Annotated in this window: 21 protein-coding genes; 13 read left to right on the top strand and 8 right to left on the bottom strand. The window is 65.2% G+C overall.

All coding sequences use genetic code 11. From position 1 onward, the window contains the following. The first annotated feature begins 572 nt into the window (after positions 1 to 572). Complete coding sequence (locus ACV7NQ_RS03440; protein ID WP_463358269.1) at positions 573 to 1,349, top strand: SDR family NAD(P)-dependent oxidoreductase; 777 nt, start codon at positions 573 to 575, stop codon at positions 1,347 to 1,349. Between the two features lie 36 nt (positions 1,350 to 1,385). After that, on the top strand, positions 1,386 to 1,817 hold the full coding sequence (locus ACV7NQ_RS03435) for a VOC family protein (protein ID WP_463358268.1): 432 nt from the start codon (positions 1,386 to 1,388) through the stop codon (positions 1,815 to 1,817). Between the two features lie 19 nt (positions 1,818 to 1,836). Here ACV7NQ_RS03435 and ACV7NQ_RS03430 read toward each other — a convergent pair whose 3' ends face one another. Then, a complete protein-coding gene (locus tag ACV7NQ_RS03430) occupies positions 1,837 to 2,022 on the bottom strand; it encodes a hypothetical protein (RefSeq protein WP_463358267.1) in 186 nt (61 codons plus the stop codon). 49 nt (positions 2,023 to 2,071) lie between these two features. On the opposite strand from ACV7NQ_RS03430, the gene ACV7NQ_RS03425 reads away from it, so the two are divergent. Next, a complete protein-coding gene (locus ACV7NQ_RS03425; RefSeq protein WP_463358266.1) occupies positions 2,072 to 3,031 on the top strand; it encodes a helix-turn-helix transcriptional regulator in 960 nt (319 codons plus the stop codon). Positions 3,032 to 3,244: 213 nt separating this feature from the next. Here the strand turns inward: ACV7NQ_RS03425 and ACV7NQ_RS03420 are convergent, their stop codons facing one another. Beyond that, the gene (locus ACV7NQ_RS03420) at positions 3,245 to 3,835 is read right to left on the bottom strand and encodes a TetR family transcriptional regulator (RefSeq protein ID WP_463358265.1); all 591 of its coding nucleotides are present in this window, start codon (positions 3,833 to 3,835) and stop codon (positions 3,245 to 3,247) included. Between the two features lie 124 nt (positions 3,836 to 3,959). Here ACV7NQ_RS03420 and ACV7NQ_RS03415 point away from each other — a divergent pair, with 124 nt between their 5' ends. The 5 genes from ACV7NQ_RS03415 to efeB all read left to right on the top strand — a co-directional run bounded on the left by ACV7NQ_RS03415 (position 3,960) and on the right by efeB (position 8,844). Next, positions 3,960 to 4,928, top strand: a complete 969-nt coding sequence (locus tag ACV7NQ_RS03415; RefSeq protein WP_463358264.1) for an SDR family oxidoreductase — start codon at positions 3,960 to 3,962, stop codon at positions 4,926 to 4,928. A gap of 197 nt (positions 4,929 to 5,125) precedes the next feature. Continuing rightward, positions 5,126 to 5,467 (top strand): hypothetical protein, encoded by a 342-nt coding sequence (locus ACV7NQ_RS03410; RefSeq protein WP_463358263.1) that lies wholly within the window; start codon positions 5,126 to 5,128, stop codon positions 5,465 to 5,467. A 40-nt stretch (positions 5,468 to 5,507) separates the two neighbouring features. Further along, positions 5,508 to 6,428 (top strand): iron uptake transporter permease EfeU, encoded by a 921-nt coding sequence (efeU, locus tag ACV7NQ_RS03405; protein WP_463358262.1) that lies wholly within the window; start codon positions 5,508 to 5,510, stop codon positions 6,426 to 6,428. A 15-nt stretch (positions 6,429 to 6,443) separates the two neighbouring features. Next, a complete protein-coding gene (gene efeO / locus ACV7NQ_RS03400) occupies positions 6,444 to 7,577 on the top strand; it encodes an iron uptake system protein EfeO (protein WP_463358261.1) in 1,134 nt (377 codons plus the stop codon). Then, positions 7,525 to 8,844, top strand: a complete 1,320-nt coding sequence (efeB, locus tag ACV7NQ_RS03395; RefSeq protein ID WP_463358260.1) for an iron uptake transporter deferrochelatase/peroxidase subunit — start codon at positions 7,525 to 7,527, stop codon at positions 8,842 to 8,844. Before efeO ends, efeB begins: the two co-directional genes overlap by 53 nt. A gap of 1,267 nt (positions 8,845 to 10,111) precedes the next feature. On the opposite strand, the gene ACV7NQ_RS03390 is transcribed toward efeB, so the two are convergent. After that, positions 10,112 to 10,741 (bottom strand): TetR/AcrR family transcriptional regulator, encoded by a 630-nt coding sequence (locus ACV7NQ_RS03390; protein ID WP_463358259.1) that lies wholly within the window; start codon positions 10,739 to 10,741, stop codon positions 10,112 to 10,114. A 95-nt stretch (positions 10,742 to 10,836) separates the two neighbouring features. On the opposite strand from ACV7NQ_RS03390, the gene ACV7NQ_RS03385 reads away from it, so the two are divergent. The 3 genes from ACV7NQ_RS03385 to ACV7NQ_RS03375 all read left to right on the top strand — a co-directional run bounded on the left by ACV7NQ_RS03385 (position 10,837) and on the right by ACV7NQ_RS03375 (position 13,606). Beyond that, positions 10,837 to 11,301: a nitroreductase family deazaflavin-dependent oxidoreductase gene (locus ACV7NQ_RS03385; RefSeq protein WP_463358258.1), complete on the top strand. Its 465-nt coding sequence runs from the start codon at positions 10,837 to 10,839 to the stop codon at positions 11,299 to 11,301. A 1,021-nt stretch (positions 11,302 to 12,322) separates the two neighbouring features. Beyond that, positions 12,323 to 12,520, top strand: a complete 198-nt coding sequence (locus tag ACV7NQ_RS03380; RefSeq protein ID WP_463358257.1) for a hypothetical protein — start codon at positions 12,323 to 12,325, stop codon at positions 12,518 to 12,520. A 141-nt stretch (positions 12,521 to 12,661) separates the two neighbouring features. Beyond that, a complete protein-coding gene (locus tag ACV7NQ_RS03375) occupies positions 12,662 to 13,606 on the top strand; it encodes a S66 peptidase family protein (protein ID WP_463358256.1) in 945 nt (314 codons plus the stop codon). Positions 13,607 to 13,612: 6 nt separating this feature from the next. On the opposite strand, the gene ACV7NQ_RS03370 is transcribed toward ACV7NQ_RS03375, so the two are convergent. The 4 genes from ACV7NQ_RS03370 to ACV7NQ_RS03355 form a co-directional block, all read right to left on the bottom strand. Further along, on the bottom strand, positions 13,613 to 14,413 hold the full coding sequence (locus ACV7NQ_RS03370) for a hypothetical protein (RefSeq protein ID WP_463358255.1): 801 nt from the start codon (positions 14,411 to 14,413) through the stop codon (positions 13,613 to 13,615). Beyond that, entirely contained in the window at positions 14,410 to 15,570 is a 1,161-nt protein-coding gene (locus ACV7NQ_RS03365; protein ID WP_463358254.1) for a tetratricopeptide repeat protein, read from the bottom strand. Before ACV7NQ_RS03365 ends, ACV7NQ_RS03370 begins: the two co-directional genes overlap by 4 nt. 340 nt (positions 15,571 to 15,910) lie before the next feature. Next, positions 15,911 to 16,258 carry a hypothetical protein gene (locus tag ACV7NQ_RS03360; RefSeq protein ID WP_463358253.1) on the bottom strand — a complete coding sequence of 116 codons (348 nt, stop codon included), beginning with the start codon at positions 16,256 to 16,258 and terminating at the stop codon, positions 15,911 to 15,913. Position 16,259: 1 nt separating this feature from the next. Then, a complete protein-coding gene (locus ACV7NQ_RS03355; RefSeq protein ID WP_463358252.1) occupies positions 16,260 to 16,589 on the bottom strand; it encodes a hypothetical protein in 330 nt (109 codons plus the stop codon). 227 nt (positions 16,590 to 16,816) lie between these two features. Here ACV7NQ_RS03355 and ACV7NQ_RS03350 point away from each other — a divergent pair, with 227 nt between their 5' ends. Continuing rightward, a complete protein-coding gene (locus ACV7NQ_RS03350) occupies positions 16,817 to 18,025 on the top strand; it encodes a helix-turn-helix domain-containing protein (RefSeq protein WP_463358251.1) in 1,209 nt (402 codons plus the stop codon). 205 nt (positions 18,026 to 18,230) lie between these two features. On the opposite strand, the gene ACV7NQ_RS03345 is transcribed toward ACV7NQ_RS03350, so the two are convergent. Beyond that, the gene (locus ACV7NQ_RS03345; protein ID WP_463358250.1) at positions 18,231 to 18,818 is read right to left on the bottom strand and encodes an NADPH-dependent FMN reductase; all 588 of its coding nucleotides are present in this window, start codon (positions 18,816 to 18,818) and stop codon (positions 18,231 to 18,233) included. 346 nt (positions 18,819 to 19,164) lie between these two features. Between ACV7NQ_RS03345 and ACV7NQ_RS03340 the strand changes: the two genes are divergently transcribed. After that, positions 19,165 to 19,341, top strand: a complete 177-nt coding sequence (locus tag ACV7NQ_RS03340) for a hypothetical protein (RefSeq protein WP_463358249.1) — start codon at positions 19,165 to 19,167, stop codon at positions 19,339 to 19,341. Positions 19,342 to 19,371: the final 30 nt, after the last annotated feature.

Here is a 19,371-nt window from a genome sequence, read left to right as displayed (position 1 = left end):
GATTTCGCTCACGATGCTGGTCCTTCCTTGATGACGGGCATGCCGATCTCGGTGAGTGTGGTTGTGCTAGTTGAGCGTTCGCGCATTCAGTCGAGGCCGGCCAGTTTAGCCGCGGCGGCGTGGAGGCTGACTCGCAGTCCTTCGGCTTCGCCGGTCCAGCCGTTGGCTCGGGCCTCTTCGATGCGGTCGCGCAGGTTCGCGGCGATCTCGGCCAGCCGGTCGCGTGCGCGTAGGTGAATACGGAGGCTCGGACATCTGATGCATGCGTTCCCCGGAAATTTGCCGTGTTGTCGGTGATGGCGTTGCGCGGCTGGCCGAGTCGTGGCGGCAGCACCGCAAGCTCCCGGCCTGGCGGCTGGCCACCTGCCGCCAGGCCGACGTCGATGCTTGGAGTTGGGTGTTCCGGCGCTCGAAGCTGTCGAAGTCGTCGCTGGTACCGCCGTGGTCGAGGTATTGGGTGATGCGGTCGAGGTCGGGTTGCGAGCACGCGGGCTATGGGACGCAGGCATGGTCCAGATATCTTTTCCTATACCGGGCGGATCTTGTCTGGTATAGGTCCTAGCGTGGTCGCTATGACAACAACGAACGTATTTCCCACCGCCGATGAGCTGGCCGGAACCGTCGCACTCGTGACCGGCGCCACCAGCGGCATCGGTCGAGCCACCGCAATCGCATTGGCTGCGCGGGGTGCCCGCGTGCTGGTCCACGGCCGGAGTACGAGCCGCAGCGACGAGGTCGTGGCCGCGATCCGCGCCGATGGCGGCGACGCCGAGGCGCTGCTCGGTGAGCTAACCATGCCGAAGGACGTATCCGCGCTGGCCCAACGTGCCCTCGATCTCGGCGGCGGACACCTCGACATCCTCGTCAACAACGCCAGCCTGTTCCCGATCGGCGGACTGACCACGCAGACACCGGTCGCGGACATTGATGCCGCGTTCGCGGTCAACGTCCGCGCGCCGTTCCTGCTGGTCGCCGGGCTCGCTCCCGCGATGGCCGCACGTGGCCACGGCGTGATCGTCAATGTGCTCAGCACAGTCGCGCGACTCGGTGTGGCAGGCCTCGGGCTCTACGGCGCGAGCAAGGCCGCACTCGGATTGCTCACCCGCTCGTGGGCCGCCGAGTTCGGCCCCCACGGAGTACGCGTCAACGCGGTCAGTCCCGGCCCCACCCACACACCCGGTACCTCGCAACTGTCCGAATTTATCGAACAGATCGCCGCGCAGGCGCCCGCAGGGCGCGTCGCCACCCCCGATGAGATCGCCGCCAGCATCAGCTATCTCGTCGGACCCGGCGCAAGTTTCGTGCAAGGCGCCGTGCTCACTGTCGACGGTGGCCGCAGCGCGGTCTGACGAACCCCAGCCAATCCCCGGAAAGGATTACCTCCCATGAGAATCGCATCACTTCGCGTCATCACCGATGACGTCGCTCGGCTCATCCAATTTTACGAACACATCACTGGCCTGGCCGCCACTTGGGCGACACCTGACTTCGCGGAGATCACCACGCCCGCGTTCACCCTCGCCGTGGGCAGCACGCGCACCGTCGACATCTTCGGACCTGGAACAGCACGGCCGGCCGACAACCACAGCTTGATCATCGATTTCCTCGTCGACGACGTGGACGCCGAGTACGCGCGACTCCGGCAACACCGCGACGACCTACCTGCCATCCAGTTCGTCAATGAGCCTACGCAGATGCCCTGGGGCAACCGATCGCTCCTGCTCCGCGACCCTGACGGCACCCTCGTCAATATCTTCACCCCGGTCACCGATCAGGCCATCGCCAAATGGGCCCAGGGACGACCGCTTGTCAGCTGAGTTCGGGTCACCCCCCCGCTCAGTCGGCGGTCACGAACTCTGCGTGACCATCGGTTTGCCGGATCGCGCAGACCACCGGTGTGGTGCACCCCGTCACGGCTATGGACAGAACGTGCGCGCCGTCGGCGCCACGGTGCAAGCCGCTGGCAAGACCGATCCCACTGGTCATAGTGGTGTCAAGCCGTGCGAAGGACGTCATGGCCACGGCGCCGCACCTTAAATCCGGGCAATACCTGCCCGGATTAAGGTGCACAATGACGAATGTGCCCCGACCCACCGTCCGCGTGCTGGCCCTCCTGGAGATCCTCCAATCCGGGGGCACCCGCACCGTCACTGAGCTCGCCGACCGGCTCGACGTGGACGAGCGGACCGTCCGCCGCTATGTCGAGCACCTCGTCGAGCTCGACATCCCGGTTCGCTCGGTGCGCGGCCGCTACGGCGGTTACCGCATCGCCTCCGGATTCCGGATGCCTCCACTGATGCTCACCGACGACGAGGCCGTTGCTGTTCTCGTCGGCCTCGTCGTCGGGCAGCGCGCCGGCTGGGTACCCGCGTCAGGCGAGAGCGCGACGGCGAAAATCCGTCGAGTCCTTCCCCAGCCCCTCGCACGCCGGCTCGAGACGTTGCTTGCGAGCACCGATTTCACCAGCCCCACCCGCGACGCCGTCAGCCCGGACAGCACAGTGCTGCTCACCCTCGCCGAGGCGGCCCACGACCGCCGGCCAGTCGCGATCCGCTACGTCGGGCGCGACGGACGTCGCAGTGAACGCATCGTGCGCCCCTACGGGCTCGTCGCCCATTCCGGGCGCTGGTACCTCAGCGGCGCGGACTCCGCCAGCAACGACGTCCGCACCTTCCGGCTCGACCGTGTCGAGCGAGCTGCGCTCACCATGGGCACCTTCGAGGTCCCCGAAAGCTTCGACCCGACCGAACGCGTGCTCACCGCGCTCGCCGAGCAGCCCTGGCGCCACGAGGTGTCAGTTCGAGTCAAGGGAGACTCCGCAGAGGTCCGTGCCCGACTGCCAGCCGGGCTCGCCGTCGTCGAGGAGTCCCTCGACGACGGGTGGGTACGAGTCCGGATGCGCGTCGAACGCCTCGACTGGCTGCCCGCCGTGCTGGCCTCCCTCGACCGGCCGCTAGTCGTCGAGAATCCCGACGAGCTACGAGACCACCTACAAGCCCTCGCTCACCGACTCCAGGACGCCTGCCGTTGACACCAAGCGTTGCCGGGCCACGCGGGACGGGCGCCCGCGCCAGCGTGAAGCTCCGGCCTGCACTCAGGACCCGGCTGCGACAGAGCGTCAACCGCTCCTCCTGACTGTCCCGATAATGGGCATCCCATGCTCAACCTGCCTGGTTATCCGGGTCAGCCGCAGCGTGTCGGCACGTTTGTCCCGCAGACATCGGTGGCCGTGGGCGGGGCGGTGTCAGCTTTCAGGCCGTGCCTGTGCCGACAGGACGGTCGCGGAGAGGGCGCGCAGGTCGTCGAAGGCTTCGAGGAGATGCGCGTCCAAGCTCTGTGAGGGGTCGTCGATCCAGGCTTGGGCCGCGTGGTGAAAGGTGGCCCAGCCGGTCTGGGCAGCCAGGCCGGCCAGCCGGTCGGCGACACCGCGCTGCCGCAGCGCCTCCGCCGCGGCTTCGGTCATCGACGCGGCCTTGGCCAGCTCGCGTTCGCGGAGCGCTGGTGTCACGGCGATAATTCCCAATCGCGGTTCGGAGAACGGGCGATTGTCCTCGAGGATCCGTCCGGCTTTCCGGAAGGCGCAGAGCAGTACCTCGAGCGGCTGAAGACCATCGGGCGCTTCGGTCACCGCCTGCATCAGCTCGGCGCGCAGGGCGGCTTCGCCGTCGAAGAGCACCTCGCGCTTGTCTGGGAAGTGCCGGAAGAACGTGCGCTCGTTGAGGCCGGCGCGGGCGGCGATCTCAGCGGTGGTGGTCTGGTCGAACCCGCGTTCCCGGTACAGCTCCAGGGCCGCCTGCTGAAGGCGGCGGCGCGCTTCTATTCCGCTCCGTGGCACCCTCCGAGGCTACCGCAATGTGTCAGTAACTGGCGCCACATTGCGCCAGTGACTGGCGCTACGTGCAGAGTCGGCGACTGGCGCTACTTAGCGCCAGTAACTGGCGTTAAAAGGAGAGTGTTTCATGCATGTCTTCGTCACCGGGGGTTCCGGCCAAACCGGCCCCACCGTCGTCGCCGAGCTCGTCGCGGCCGGACACACCGTCACCGGTCTGGCGCGCTCGGATACCGCCGCCGCTCGGCTGGAGTCGATGGGTGCCACACCACACCGCGGCTCTCTGGACGACCTCGACAGCCTACGCAGCGGCGCCCAAGCCGCCGACGGCGTCCTGCACATGGCGTACGGCGGCGACTACGCCGATCCGGACAGCCTCATCCGCCGTGACTGCGCCGCGATTGAGGCACTCGGTCAGGCGCTGGTCGGGTCCGGCAAGCCGTTCGTCAGCACGTCGGGCACGTTGGTGACGAGGGCCGGCCGGGTCAGCACCGAGCAGGACGCGCCGGATCCCGATTCGGTCGCTGCCTTTCGTATCCCGGGCGAGCAGGCCTGTCTGGGCTTCGCCGATCTGGGGGTCCGATCCAGCGTCGTGCGACTCGCACCGACCGTGCACGGCCCGGGCGATTATGGGTTCATTCCGGCTCTCATCGCGGCCGCGCGCAGGGCGGGCGTCTCGGCCTACATCGGTGACGGCGACAATCGTTGGCCGGCAGTCCACCGCTTCGATGCCGCCAGCCTCTTCCGGTTGGCGTTGGAGACAGCTCCCGCAGGCAGCGTGCTGCACGGCGTCGGCGAAAGCGCCGTCACGATCAAGAGCATCGCGGAGCAGGTCGCGCAGATGCTCGACATCCCCACCTCCTCGCTGACCCTAGAGCGGGCCTGCGAGCATCTCGGAAACCCGTTCCTGGCCAGATTCTTCTCCCTCGACGTGCCCGTCTCCAGCGAGCACACCCGGGCGCTCCTGGGCTGGGCGCCGAAGCACGCAACGTTGCTGGAGGACCTCGAGACCGGCGACTACTTCACTCCGCAGGCCAGCATCCGCGCCGAGGAGATCTGGTTGCCGCACCACGGCCCGCGCGAGCACAGCCAGAGCTGACCCGCGCACCCCAAGACACCGCCAGCACCAAATCGACTACATCGTGGAATGCCTGCGCTGGCGCGATGAGATCGGCGCGGCCGCAATCGAAGTCGACGAGGAAGCCAGTACGCGTTCCCGCTCACCTTCGCCGCGCTCAACGCATGCTCGGCTGCCCGCCGGATATCGGTCAGCGAGTCGCGGTCGGGATGGCCGCGATGTTCGAAGGCGTGAACGCCGCCAACGGCAGCGCGATGCTCGCCGACGCATTGCGCGACCTGGTCTCCCTCAAGCGGGCCGAGCCCGGTGACGACATCACCTCCCGGCCACTGGCCCACCCGGCCCAGCTCGACGACGAGGAGTTGATCCACCAGTTGGTCACCCTCTACCGCGATCGGCGGCAGACTCCGCACCAACAACCACAAGTGCCACCACGGTCGCGAGGACTGCGGCCGAGGTCAGGACGTCGTCGTGGCCATTCAAAGTCGTCGGCTGCCGCCGGGCGTTTCAGCGTTTCTCAGTTTCGAGTCCCTTCCATCGCCCGGCATGTGTCAGAATAGGTTTGCCTTGCCAAACTATGGTGAGGCTGGCTTTGGTTCGATGGGTGTGAATGTGACTGACTTGGCTTCCGCGTCTGATGCACCGTCGGTTGCGGCTCAGTTGTTCGGCAGCGGATTGATCGGTGTCCGCGAGGGTCTCGAGACCGGGATCGTGGTCATGATTCTCGTTGCGTTCCTGGTGAAGTCCGATCACCGCGGATCGTTGAAGTGGGTTGCCTGCGGAGTCGGGGCGGCGATCGCGATGGTTGTGGCGATCTTCGTCGGCATCCACTACGGGACTTCCACGGTGACCGGACTGGCGGCGGAGTTGATCTCCGGGATCGCCTCGCTGGCCGCGGTCGCCATCGTCACCTGGATGGTGCTGTGGATGCGCACTGCTGCCCGCTCGATCTCCAGTGACCTGAAGGCCGGGATGTCCAAGGCCGTGTCTGTGGGCCCGGTAGCGGTCATGATTCTGGCGTTCCTGGCGGTCGGTCGCGAGGGCGTGGAGACGGCGCTGCTGATGGTCGGCTACGCGGAGAACACCGCGGGTAGTGCATGGCCGTTGCTGGGACTGGTGGTGGGGATCGGGATAGCCGCTTTGCTGACGGTGTTGCTGTATTTCGGTGCGGTGCGTATCAACTTCGCGATGTTCTTCAAGTACACCGGAGTGCTGCTGATCGTGGTCGCAGCCGGAATCCTTGCCTATGGGCTTCAGGCGTTGCAGACCGCGGACTGGCTGCCGGGCTTGTCCGAGTTCGCGTTCGATATATCGTCGTGGTTCACGATGTCGAGTTGGTACGGCACTGTCGCACAGGGGATCTTCAACTTCCGCGCCGATCCCACTGTGCTGCAGGTGCTCGCGTGGGTTGGGTATGTGGTCGTGGTGCTGCCGCTGTTTCTGCGCCCGGTCTCGCGATCGGCCCCGGGTGGCACCGAAATGCCCTCGTCTACTGATTCCGCGGCCGCGCCGCAATCGTGAAAGGTCTGCTCTTCCATGCGCTTTACCGTTGGTTCGATCACTGCTGCCGTGACGCTGCCGGTGCTGCTGATGTCGTGTACGAGCAAGTCCGATCCGGCGTCCGGCGGTGATATCGGCGTCACCGCCGGTGATTCCGCGTGTGATGTCGCGCGTGATTCGGCCGACACCGGCAACGTGACGTTCCAGATCACCAATAACGGCTCCAAGGTCACTGAGTTCTATGTCTACGGCGCCGGCGACCGCGTAGTGGGCGAGGTCGAGAACATCGGCCCCGGGCTTACTCGGCAATTGATCGTGCCGCTGCCCGATCCCGGGAAGTATGCGACGGCCTGCAAACCGGGCATGGTCGGCGATGGAATCCGCCACGATTTCACCGTCACGGGGCAAACCCAGTCCCGGGACGTGACCGGCAAGCTCGCCGACGCGGCGGCGGGATACCGGCGTTACCTGGTGAGCCAGGTGACGGCGTTGCAGGACACCACGAAATCCTTTGTCGCCGCGATCAAATCCGGTGACATCGAATCGGCCAAGAAGCAGTATCCGGTGACCCGCACCTACTACGAACGCATCGAGCCGGTGGCTGAAAGCTTCCCCCACGATCTCGATCCACGCCTGGACCTGCGTGAAGCCGACGTCGCCACTGGCGAGAAGTGGACCGGATTCCACCGGCTGGAGAAAGATCTCTGGACCCAGGGAGTACAACCCGACACCAACCAGATGGCCGACCAACTCGCCGCCGACGTCGCCGAACTCGTTGCGGGCGTGAGCGCTGCGAACTTCGCCGTCGATCCCATTCAAGTCGCCGGCGGCGCGCAGAGCCTGTTGGACGAGATTGCGCGCACCAAGATCACCGGTGAAGAAGACACCTTCTCGCACACCGATCTTTGGGACTTCCAAGCGAACATCGACGGCTCCCAGGCCGCGATCGCCAGCGTTCGACCTATCCTGGACGAACGAAACCGCGATCTCGGCACGCAGATCGACCGACGATTCGCCGAACTCGACAGCGAACTGGCCAAATATCGCGTCGGCGACGGTCATGTCGACTACGCCACCGTCACCGAGCCGCAGCGTAGCGCGCTGGCACGTCAGATCGATGCGTTATCCGCGGTCGTCAGTCAGGTGCAGGGCGTTGTCGCGGGATCGTGAGCGAGATGATCGCGGTAGCCGCGGGGTGTCGCGCCGTGGCCTGATCGGTTCGGCCGGTGTCGGAGTGGTCGCGGCCGGGGCCGGTGTGCTGGCGGGCCGGCTGTCCGGTCCGGCCTCGACGGCGTCTGCCTCCGGTGTTGTTCCGTTTCGTGCGGCCAATCAAGCGGGCATTGTGACGCCCGCGCAGGATCGACTGCATTTCGCGGCGTTCGACGTACACACCGAATCTCGTGCCGAGCTGGTCGATTTGCTGAAGACCTGGACGGTTATGGCGGAGCGAATGACTGCGGGGCATGAGGCGACGCCCGATGGCGCCATCGGCGCGGGGGCCTACATGCCGCCCACCGACACGGGGGAGGCGCTTGGTCTGGCTCCCGCGCGGCGTACGCTCACGATCGGATTCGGGCCGTCACTGTTCGCTACGGCCACCGGGGCCGATAGGTTCGGTCTCGCGGCCCGCAGACCGGCCGCGCTGATCGAGTTGCCGAAGTTCACCGCAGATGCGCTCGACCCGGCGCGCTCAGGCGGCGATATCGCCATCCAGGCATGCGCGGATGACCCGCAGGTCGCGGTGCACGCCATCCGCAACCTCGCGCGCGCCGGCTTCGGGGCGGTGTCGGTGCGATGGTCGCAGCTCGGATTCGGCCGCACGTCCTCGACCTCGACCAGCCAGGAGACACCTCGAAATCTCCTGGGGTTCAAGGACGGAACCCGCAATATCAAGGCCGAGGACCACGACACTGTCTCGAAATTCGTCTGGGTCGACGCACGCGACGATCAGTCATGGATGGCCGCCGGTTCCTATCTGGTGACCCGCAGGATCCGAATGCTGATCGAGCCGTGGGACCGCACCAGCCTGCACGAGCAGGAGCGGGTGATCGGCCGCGCTAAAGGCACCGGCGCGCCACTCGGCGGCGAGCACGAGTTCGACGAGTTGGACCTGCAGTCCGCGGGCCCGTCGGGGCCGCTGATCGATACCGACGCGCACGTCCGGCTCGCCTCGGCCGAAGAGCTCGGCGGCATCCAAATCCTGCGCCGCGGTTACAACTTCACCGACGGGTCTGATGGCTTCGGGCACCTCGACGCGGGTCTGTTCTTCATCGCCTACTGTCGAAACCCGCTCACCCAGTTCGTACCGATGCAGCAGAATCTCTCCCGCAACGACGCTCTCAACGAGTACATCAAACACGTCGGGTCCGCGGTCTTCGCGGTCCCGCCGGGGCTGGGGCCGCAAGACTATTGGGGCTCAACGTTGTTCGCGCCCTGACAAGCTCAGTCGCGCGGCATCGCGAAAGTGGCCGGCGATTACGTGCGGATCCACCGGAGGGGAGCGCAGTGGTCATGAGGTGCGCCACCCGGTGCTTACAGACTCGGCGGACAGTCGCGCGTTCCGCGCTGCTGGATTTCTGCAGTATGGACGATCGGTCCCTTCGGCTGCGCAGCGCGGGTTGTGCCGCGTGCGGCGAAAGCCTCCGCCTGAACCGGTCTTCGTCAATCAGCTCAACTGGGGTCAGGGTGAAGTCCATGTACGGGCGGAACCCCCGACAGCGGTAGGCGCCGATACCGGCGCCGCACCACTGATGTCCCGCCCGCTCGAGGAACTAGCTGCTGCCGAACAGGCCGTGCGGCAGCAGGTGGCGGGGGAACCGCCACGGGTCGTCTCCACGACCGCGGTCGTCGGAACGACCCCGATCGTCTCGACGATCGCGGTCGCAATCGTCCCGACGGCCGGGGCTGTGATTCCGGTCGTCCCGGAAGTCGGGCCGGTCACAATCCCCGCGGTCGTCCCGCGAGTCGTGTCGAACTTGGGTAATCGCCGGACCATCGGCCGACGGATCAGCCATGGCCGGAACCGCCAGGGCGGTCAACGGAACTGCGACAAACGCGCCGGCGACTGCGATGCGAGCCAGCCTCCGGCGTGGAGTAGTCGACTTTGTCGTCGAGAACACCATGGATCCTTTCTCTCTTGCGGTGAACCGTGCGTCCACCATCCCTCGGTCACGGTCTGCTCTCGTGGGGCGCAATGCCTTCCGGGCAGATCGGGATCGAGGTGCGGCCGCTGACAGCAGGCTGCTGAGGAAATCCCGGTGGTGGCACCGGCCGCACGTTCTACACTCTGCCGGACTTCGGCCGAAAGGCAATGGGGCTGACACCATTACAGGGAAGTTTCATCCTTTGGTATGAGGAGTCCCCTAGCCCGTGGGGTATCAGGACTCAGGGTGCTGGGCCTGGCGGGCCCGGACGCTGTGAACGGGAAGGGTTCGCCGAAGTGACGGCGCATCATGTCGCCGTCGAGCGGATCGCACCGATGGGCCCGTGTGCCGCGGTCCGGACGAACTCCACCGCGGTCGCAGAGGGCGGCCTGCGTGGTCGACTTGCCGACCGGGATGCTGCTGCGCCGCGACCGGCTGGCCAATCCCGTTGCGCGCGAACACCCGCGGGCGGCGCTGCGGGGGCGTTCTTGCGGTAGGCCCGCCGAACTGCCTTCTCTGGCACCGCACCGCACCTCACCGACACCAGAGCCGTCGGCGCGGTCAGCGTGCGTCGAAGATCGGCAGCAAGGTGTCGACGACAGTCGCGGGGGAGGGGAGCGACGCGACCGCGCCAGGTGGACTGAGGTGACGTTGTAATGCGCGTTGGTGCGCCGCACCGACCAGCAACAGTGCTGCGGCGCGCAGGTCCACCGCGGCGGGTGCGTCCGCTCGAGCGGTGGCGAGGCGGGCCTGGACGGCGTCGACGGCGCGGTGCGGGCCAAGATCGACCTCCTGGCTGCGTTCCTGATACTTCGCGCGGAGTTCGGCATCGGACTGGATGGCGGCGGCGACCGGTATCGCGCCGACAAAGAAATTCTCCAGCGCCTCGACGAGCGCGACGAGATCGGTGCGCAGGTCGCCACCGCCGTCGACCGTATCGAGCACGTCCTTGAACGGACGCAGATGCTGCTGAATCACCGCCTGCAGCAACCCGATTCGATCACCGAAGTGATAGAAGATGCTGGATTCGGCCACCCCGGCGCGTTTGGCGACCTCCTTGGTCGACAACCGCGCCACGCCCGCCTCGGTCAGGATCTGTTGCGCCGCAGTGATGACCGATTCCCGCACACCCGTCGACGGCCGCCCGCGTGTTCGCCCCTGCTCGCGCTCGGATGCCGGCACAACGCTCACCTCCCACTTCTCCTCAGACCCTTGCAGTATGCCCGATGCAGCCGTATTTTCTGAGTTATAACTCAGTAATTAGGTGACCTCCGGAGGTGCTCACCATGTCCACTCCCACCCGAAACAAGCCGACCCAGTCCCGCATACAGCGCACCGGTGACGCGTTCGTCCGCTTCTTGCTGCGATCCCCACTGCATCGCATGGTCAGCGGCAAGTTGCTGCTCATCACCGTGGTCGGCCGTAAGACCGGCCGGGAGTACACGAACCCCGTCGCCTACGCCGAACACGAAGGACATCTGCTCATCGGTACGGCCGCCAAGTGGCGGCGCAACCTGCAGCAGGGTCAGCCGGTGCGTGTCCGACTGCGCGGCAAGGACATTCGCGCCGAAGTCGAGGTCATCACCGACGAAGAGCGCGCTGCCGAGCTGTACCCGGTGATCCTCACCGACAACCCGGTGCACGGCCGGTTCGCCGGTATCGGCCTCGAACCGGATGGCACCGTGAACCGCGCGGACCTGCACCGGGCCTTCGCGAATGGCACTGCGATCGTGCGTCTGCGGCCGTTGTGACAGACCCGGCCCATCGAGGCGACCATTCGGTTGGTCGCCCCACCATTGCGCCGGCGTATTGAGCCAGGGACCGTTTCTCGACGCGTCGACGACCGAGTGGCGCGCGCCGTGCTCCATTCACGGCACCGCGCTGAGCGATCACAACGAGTGAGGTTCGGATTCAGGTGTCATGGCACCGGCCCGTGCGCGGTCATGCGGAGCCTCGGGACGTTGCTCCGCTCAGTGGCCCCGGACTATCAGCCCAAGCCTGGCCTGGGTGCGTACAACTCGGGCTCGAACAGTGCTTTGGCTCCGGAGCGTGTGTAGAGCTTTCGTTGCCGAAAGCCAGCTCGCTCAGAAATAGCACTCTGGCGGTACGCACCTCGGTCAACGTCGCACGGTCGCTGACTGCGCGTCGCAGCCTGCTGACCTCGTCGTCGAACCGGTCACGATCGGGAAATCCCGGTGCACGTACAGGGATCGGCGCATCGGTCGACACTCCGGTCCAGCTGGCCAGTGCCGCGTCCACGAAGTCTCGCTCCCTGGGCGTCAGTATCGACATATCGAATTCCATTGTCCCTTGTCCCTCGCTGGGTTATCGAACGTCACCGATTGCCGCCCTGCTTTCCCGGCGGTGTACCTCCCGGTGGGTCCCCCGGGGCTTGCCCCGGCTGGGGTGTGGGGGCTGGGCCCCAGGGTCTGAAATCGCGGTCCGCACGGTTATGTCCACACGCAGGCGGTGGGGCACGCTGCCACCGTGCTGGGGGCTGGATGATCTCGACTGGCACGGCGACCAATCCATCGAGATCAGTAGCGACGAATCAACCACATAAGTTGCGACCAATCCACCAGCACAGCCCCGACCAATCCACCAGATATATTGCGACGAATCAACCGGATACCCCGGGAAAGTCCATTACCTCGCCGACCTCGCCCGAACGGTTGCGGCAAATCGCAAGGGCCACGCGACAATCGGCGCGCTGACGCCATCAATTTGGCTGTTTCCCGGCGGTCAACCCGGTCGGCCCATCAGCACCAGCGATTGAGACGACTCGACATCCGCCCAGGCGCGGCCCGCAGCACCGCACTGTTCCAGCTCGCCACCGAGATCCCCGCAGCAATCCTGGCCCGCACCCTCGGCATCCACACCGATGTCGCCGTCGCATGCCAGCGACTCTCCGCAGGCGACTGGACCAATTACGCTGCAGAACTCAGCCGACGCCCAACTCCACCGGAGTGAGGCATCCAGTCTGGATCGGTTGGGCCAGTAGAGATTCGAAGTGCTGAATGTTGCCGCTACCGCACCCGCCCACTGATCAAGCGTTACAGTCGCTCGATCGAATCTTCGCGCAACGTCGCAAACACCGGGGTGGGCTCACACATGACCCAACCGAACCAGCCGAAAGCGCTGTCATGGCCGCGGCTACAGGCCGGTGACCGCGTCCGGCTCGTCTCTCCGGCCAGCTTCCCCGAAGATCCCGGCTCGATCGACGACTTGATCCACGTCCTGAGCAGTTGGGGCCTGGAAGTCGAGATCGGCAAACACGCCCTGGACAGGCGAGGTTACATGGCCGGGCGTGACGAGGACCGGCTCGCCGACCTCAACGCCGCCTACACCGACCCCCGCGTTCGCGCCCTCATCACAACCCGGGGCGGTGCCGGCGCCTATCGCATCCTCGACGGACTCGATTACGACGCGATCCGCGCCGACCCGAAACCACTGGTCGGATTCAGCGACATCACCTACCTGCACCTGGCCATCTGGCAACATTGCCGAGTCCCCGGCATCCACGGCTGTCTGGTCGGTCACCATGCGATCAGAACCACCCATAATCTGCTGACTAGCACCGAACTCGCAGTGCGGCACCGAAACTCACAACTGATGTCGGTCGCTGCCGAGGTAACAGGTCACGCTCATGGTTTCTTGATGGGAGGCTCGCTGACAGCGCTGACAGCGCTGGCCGGCATGGTCGGCGCCGGACTGCCCGACCTCGGCGGGGCCATCCTGCTGATCGAAGCCGAACGCAAGATCGGGCTCGGACAAGTCGACCGGCAACTCACGCAACTGATTCGTTCCGGCGCACTCGACAGCATCCGCGGGATCGCATTGGGTCGATTCCCAGGTTTCGAGGACTACACCGACCGCGGCTGGAATCTCATCGACGTCCTTCGCGACCGGCTCACCCCGCTCGGCATCCCCATACTGGGCGGCCTCGAACTCGGCCACGGGCCAGACCCGCACGCTGTTCCCCTCGGCGCCGCTGCCGAACTCGACACCGACAGCGGCACCCTCACTCTAAACCCACCTGGACAGTCAGGGTTCTGAGCAAAGTCAACGAACCCGATGCTCGACGGGCCCCGAACAGGCGGCGACCCCCTCGCTCACGGCGCACCGCCTAGCGGCAACATGAGGCATTCGGACAGCTCCAATATCCGACGTGATCTGTAGCCAGGTAATCAGCAGTGCCAGCAGTGAACTGGCCGTCACGGCGGACTCGATGCCCAATTGTTCGTTGCGTAACGGCTCGGCGAGCAGCGTCGTCAGCTCCGGCTCGAGGTCCTCGTCGGTAGCCGCGGCCCGCAGCGCGCGGCGGGCCGCGGTCAGTGCGTCGGCTTCCGTCGCCAGCAGTTCGTCGGGTTCGGTCCGGGCGGTGTCGGTGCGGGCGAAACGATCATCCCGCGAACCGGCCACGACGCCGACGGCCACCAGGGCCGCCACGTGCTGGTCGCTGCGCGGCTGCCCTCCGCTGCCGAGCACCAGGTGTCGCACCTGCGCGAATCCGTTGTCACCGAACACGTGTCGTTGACGGCGGGCCAGGGCAACCATGGACAGAAGTGACGGCAGTCCCACGGCGTGGTCGATCCAGAAGGCGATCGAGTCGATCCCGGCGTCGGCGGCCGCAGGCATGAAACCGTACCGGCGCACCGCCTTTTCGATCACCGGTCGCATGAACGCCAGGAATTCGGCTTGGGCGGTGCGTCCGGCCCGAGCGGCCCGCTCTTCGCGGTCGGACAGCTCAAGCAGAACCGCGCGCCCATTGAAGGGTATCGCGGCGCGCGCCACGACATCGATTTCATCGAGCCTCTGCACCGACAGCAGCGCGGGTAGCAGCGCCGTTTCGTCTGCGGTCACGGCTGGTCCTGCCGATTCAGAATGGCCACAAGCTCATCGACATCGCGTCGTTCGTCGTCGGTCGATGCCTGCTCGTAGGCCCGCGCCAGATACTGTCGCGCACGTGCTCGGTCCGGTCGCCAGAACACCTGGGCGAGATTGAAATACTCGGCGTGCGTCAGATCCGGCTCCGCGGCCTGCCGTTCGGCCAACAGCAACGCCGCGTCGGAGTTGCTGTTGATGTGCTCGGCGAACATCAGATAACCTCGGTACTCCCGATTACCGGGGAAGAACTGGACAACCCGCCGCAGCTCGGTGAGCGCGGCTGCCGACTCCGGCCCGCGGGTGAGGGCGATCTCGAACAACGACGTGAGCCTGGCCCGCATGTCCACCGCGTGCCTGTTCATATCGTCGTCTGTGACCACGAGTGCCCGGAGCACCGCGGAGTGCGGCGCCAGGGTTTCCAGTTCCCGGGCCACATCGTCGACGCGCTCGTCACCTCCCGTGCCGTAGGCAGAGACCAGCCGCTCCAACACCGCGACATTGTCCGGTTCGAGTGCGCGTGCCGACTCCAGTACCAGTGTGGCCTCGCTCAACAGCTCCTTCGTGTCGGCGAATCTGTGCAGTGCCATGAGATCGTTCGCCAACTGGATCAGGTCGTCGACACCGGCCTCGTCGGCCGCCGCCAGTTCTCGAAGCATCGCGGCACGTCGTTGGAACAGTTGAATCTCTTTGTCCCGCCACGCGATCCAGCGAGCTATCTGGTCGCGACGGCCTCGCAACACCACCAGGCTCTGCGACGGGTCGTCGTCTCGCGTCCGGCCGGACGCGATCTCGGTGATGGCGCTGTCCAGCGTGGCCACGGCGATGTCGACCTGACCGAGGTGGACATAGGCGTTCGCGAGATTCAGGCGAAACTCAAGGCGACGCGGCGCACGGGTGTTCGCATCCCGGAATGCCGGAACCGCTCGCTCCATGTAGCCCGCCAGCGCCAAACCCACTGCATAGAGGTGTATCTCGTTCGGCGTGCCGCCGCGTGTCCGGGTGTACAGATCCTTCAGTGCGCGCTTGGCCTCTTCGGGTGTAGAGCGTTCCAATGTCTCCAGTAACCGCAGATTCCGCTCGGTACGATCGCTGTCATCCAACAGCCATTGCGTCTCGATGCCAGGCTCGGACAAGTGAATACCCCTCCGATCGTCGCGTCATCGTCCAAGATCTATCTCCACGATGACGCCTGAACTCCGACAGACGTTCGTCCGATCCGTCCCAGCTACGTAATGGAAATGACCAACGCGGCGCACCTCGTTCATGCCGATGAAGGGTCACGGCCGAGGGCACGTCACCCCCCACGAAAGAACCGATCTAGCAAACTGTACTGGCAGAGGTACAGGGAACGAGCAAGATTCACTGGCAAAAAGGAAGATCAACTGTCACAGGACAATGCAACATTCAGCACGAACCATGCCATGAAGGTTCAGCATGTCGAGCCCCGATCAGATTCGGCGCCGATAGTTGGTCTCATCGCACGTGCCGCTCAGATCTGCTGCTGGGCTTGATCTTTCGCGCCGCCACCTTCGAACGGAACGCGGCACCCTTCCATTCGCACACGTCGGCATCGCATTCGTAGTGCGCCTGCAACAGATAGGAGGCGTCGTCGTTGCCGATCAGCGCGGCGTCGCTGGGGCGTTTCCAGCGGGGCGGTTCCCATCCCACCTCGCAGTGCCCTTCGCGGTCGATCCGTTTCATGATCGCTGTCAACTCGCTCTCCTTGCGGGAACGGCGGGCGAACACCACCATGGTGATCGCAAGGCCCACGAAGATCACGCACGCCAGGGTGGCGACGAATATGGTCCAGTCAGTGGACATTTCAACTCACCTCCACCGCGCCGTAGGTCGCCCATCTGTGGCCGCGCCGCCAAATCTGTTCAGGCGCAAGGACCATGAGGTGACAGACTTCGGTGAGCCCACGCCGCGCCGTCCACACGTGTTCCCGCGTCGGAGTGATCACCAGGCTCGCGGAACAGCGTCGAATCGTTTGCATCAGCAACAACGTCGGCATGTACACGTCGCGGTCGACGACGAGTATCTCCGCAAGTTCATAGGCTTGCCGCAGTGCTATGTCGTGGATCGCCTGCTTTTCACGCCCGCAATCGATCCCTGATTGGTCCAGTCGTATGTAGCCCACCGCGATGGTCACCCGAACACCCCTGGTTGTTCGTCCGTTGATAGTTGGCAGCCCGGCGCCGGGGGCTCTCGCTACCATCCGGCGGAACCCTTGGTCGCCGGTAATATGCCCTGATGAGTGGGGGCTTCACCCGACGCCGGGGCCTGATAAATAGCGTCACGGATTCGTAAGACCTGAACTAACAAGGATTTTGATAGTTTCGAAGGACGGGCAAGCGCAGAATAGGAACCGTGATGGTGATGACCAAAGACTCTGGTGTCGGCGTCGGAAAACGTCTCGCCGACGCACGCCACCTGAAGGGCTGGACTCAGGCACGCCTGAGCAGCGAGGCGAAGGTGTCCACCAGCCTGGTGTCACAGGTCGAACAGGAGCGAGTGCCGGCCTCTCCAGCGTTCCTTGCCGCTGTGAGCCGCGCGCTGGGCATCGGGATCGTCGACCTGACCGAACAGCCCTATGCGCGCAACACCGCCGCCGAGCAACGTGTTCACGAGGGGATAGCCGGCATCCGTCGCGAGCTCGCCGCCTACCGGACACCACCTGACGGAACCACCGAAGCGCGTCCGCTCGTCGAACTGTCGGCCGACGTGCACCGGGCCTCGAAGCTGCGGCACAGCGTGAACCTCACCCGGCTCGGTGCGATGATGCCCGGTCTGCTGTCGGAACTGCGGACTGCCTGGAACACCTTCACCGGCCCGGAACTCGAACAGGTCTACGGACTCGCGGCCGAAGCGTACGCGGCCTGCAGCCAAGTGGCGTACAAGCTCGGCTACATCGACCTGTCGAGCCTGTGTGTGGAGCGGTACGAGTGGGCTGCCGCGAAGTCCGGCGATCCGCTGGCCGTTCTTGCCGGGGACTACCAGCGCGCCGGCGAGCTGATCTGCGCGGCGGACTGGAGTGGGGCTCTACGGTATTTGGAACAGTCCCTGCGGATGATCGAGCCCGACATCGGCTTCGACGACCCGGCGACGCTTTCGATGTGGGGGAGCCTGCACTTGAAGGGCGGGTTGGCTGCCGCACGCGCCGGAAACGAGGCCCTCGCAGACGACCACCTCGCCGAAGCGCAGGAGACCGCGGACCGCATCGGTGTCGACCGCGACGACTACCGCCTGTGCTTCGGTCCGACCAATGTGGCGATCTGGTCGGTCGGGCTGGCCGTCGAAATGATGGACGGCACTACCGCGGTCGCCCGGTCACAAGATGTCCATCTGCCATCGGACACCAAACGTGAACGCGCCGCACACTACTGGATCGATTTGGGGCGCGGGTACTTGTTGCACGGCGATCGGGACCGGTCATTCGGGGCGCTGCGAAAGGCAAAGGAACTGGCGCCGACCATGGCCCGATATCACCCGATGGTCCACGAAACCCTCCGTGTCCTGGCACGCGATGATGCCCGCAGCACGGAGACGTTGCGCGGATTCGCCGCCTGGTGCGGAATCAACCGCTGACATCACCACAGCACCGACCGCGTACTCTGACACACTCCTCTTTGTCTGTTGTCTTGTGTCGCAACAAACAACCTACGAGAAGGAGCCCCCTTCACGTCAAAACGACTGAGCCACAACAGTACTCACCCCAGAAGAGCCGCACCCGTCTCCTATCGAGGCATGCTCGACCTGGCCACCATGCTCATCTGGCTTTGAGGACACTCGGTCAGCGGGCTCGTAGTGGGCCGAGCGCATCAGCCAAGAGCGCGAGTTCGTCCAGCATTGTCTTTGCCGCCCTTTCCATGATCTCGTTGGGCTCGATGACTCCGTCCGCGTTGAGGAAATTCGGGACAAACGGAATGTTTACCGCCTCGGGAATCGGCACCATCTTCAAGGTTGCGACTACCTCCTTGATCATGTGTACTGCCCTGGTACCGGCGGAAACGCCGCCGTAGCTGACGAATCCGACGGGTTTGTAATTCCACTCGGCGTGCAGGTAGTCGAGTGCGTTCTTCAGTGGCGCGTTGAACCCGTGGTTGTACTCGGGGGTTACAAACACGAATGCATTGGCGCGGTCGACGGTCGCACTCCAATCCTTCGTGTGCTGATGGACGTACTGGCGAAAGCGTGGATGGTTCGGTTCGTCCATCATCGGGAGGTTTACTTCGGCTAGGTCGACCACCTCGACGGTGAACCCGCCGTGCTCGACCGCGCACGAGTAAAACCACTCCGCCACGGGGCCGCCCGTCCTTCCGGGACGGGTGCTGGCTATGACCACCTGCAATACCGGCTTCTGTATGCCTGACTCAGGCATGACTGATCCTTCCTGCTGAATCTGGTCTCGGGACTCTGGCTGAGACCGCTGGCTGTATTGAGTGGGCTGGTACTTCGGCTGGGATCATTCGGATCGAATTCGTGCCAGTGGTAGCCGGACACGGAGGGCGAGCGTGGCTGTCATCTCCGATCGTCTCCTGCAAGCGACTCAGGGCGGCGGAGAGCTGATCGACCATGCGCAGTATGGTCGCGCTTACCGGGCGACGTCGTCACTGCCAGTACTACTTTTCGGATGCTGCTAGCCGGAATCTCGATTTTCCAGGCAACGGCAATGCGGCGGGCATAGTCGACAACACGCCGCCGACGATCTGACGAGCGCCGGCGCGATGCCGCCGTCGGAGAAGACCGCCCGGAGGCGCTCACTTCCATCGGGCGCCACCGTGCGTGCCTCCTGGTCCACGGGTGACTCCGCCGCGCAGGTCTACGCCGAGCGCGTCAACATGCACGAATACCGCAATGTCCGGCAGGTGGCTGAGGTTATCGCCCGCCTACTGCCCACGTGATGACTGCGCTCGCGTCAGGCAACCGACCAG

It is taken from the genome of Nocardia sp. Tas62D01, from assembly GCF_055232035.1.
Note: the sequence above shows the minus strand (reverse complement) of the source record. Positions and strands in the feature narration are given on the sequence as shown.

What these genes read in the sequence shown, in the direction of transcription:
- ACV7NQ_RS03440 (WP_463358269.1), top strand. Translation starts at nt 573, where the DNA reads ATGACAACAACGAACGTATTTCCCACCGCCGATGAGCTGGCCGGAACC.
- ACV7NQ_RS03435 (WP_463358268.1), top strand. Translation starts at nt 1,386, where the DNA reads ATGAGAATCGCATCACTTCGCGTCATCACCGATGACGTCGCTCGGCTC.
- ACV7NQ_RS03425 (WP_463358266.1), top strand. Translation starts at nt 2,072, where the DNA reads ATGACGAATGTGCCCCGACCCACCGTCCGCGTGCTGGCCCTCCTGGAG.
- ACV7NQ_RS03415 (WP_463358264.1), top strand. Translation starts at nt 3,960, where the DNA reads ATGCATGTCTTCGTCACCGGGGGTTCCGGCCAAACCGGCCCCACCGTC.
- ACV7NQ_RS03410 (WP_463358263.1), top strand. Translation starts at nt 5,126, where the DNA reads ATGTTCGAAGGCGTGAACGCCGCCAACGGCAGCGCGATGCTCGCCGAC.
- efeU (WP_463358262.1), top strand. Translation starts at nt 5,508, where the DNA reads ATGGGTGTGAATGTGACTGACTTGGCTTCCGCGTCTGATGCACCGTCG.
- efeO (WP_463358261.1), top strand. Translation starts at nt 6,444, where the DNA reads ATGCGCTTTACCGTTGGTTCGATCACTGCTGCCGTGACGCTGCCGGTG.
- efeB (WP_463358260.1), top strand. Translation starts at nt 7,525, where the DNA reads ATGCGTTATCCGCGGTCGTCAGTCAGGTGCAGGGCGTTGTCGCGGGAT.
- ACV7NQ_RS03385 (WP_463358258.1), top strand. Translation starts at nt 10,837, where the DNA reads ATGTCCACTCCCACCCGAAACAAGCCGACCCAGTCCCGCATACAGCGC.
- ACV7NQ_RS03375 (WP_463358256.1), top strand. Translation starts at nt 12,662, where the DNA reads ATGACCCAACCGAACCAGCCGAAAGCGCTGTCATGGCCGCGGCTACAG.
- ACV7NQ_RS03360 (WP_463358253.1), bottom strand. Translation starts at nt 16,258, where the DNA reads ATGTCCACTGACTGGACCATATTCGTCGCCACCCTGGCGTGCGTGATC.
- ACV7NQ_RS03350 (WP_463358251.1), top strand. Translation starts at nt 16,817, where the DNA reads ATGACCAAAGACTCTGGTGTCGGCGTCGGAAAACGTCTCGCCGACGCA.
- ACV7NQ_RS03345 (WP_463358250.1), bottom strand. Translation starts at nt 18,818, where the DNA reads ATGCCTGAGTCAGGCATACAGAAGCCGGTATTGCAGGTGGTCATAGCC.
- ACV7NQ_RS03340 (WP_463358249.1), top strand. Translation starts at nt 19,165, where the DNA reads ATGCCGCCGTCGGAGAAGACCGCCCGGAGGCGCTCACTTCCATCGGGC.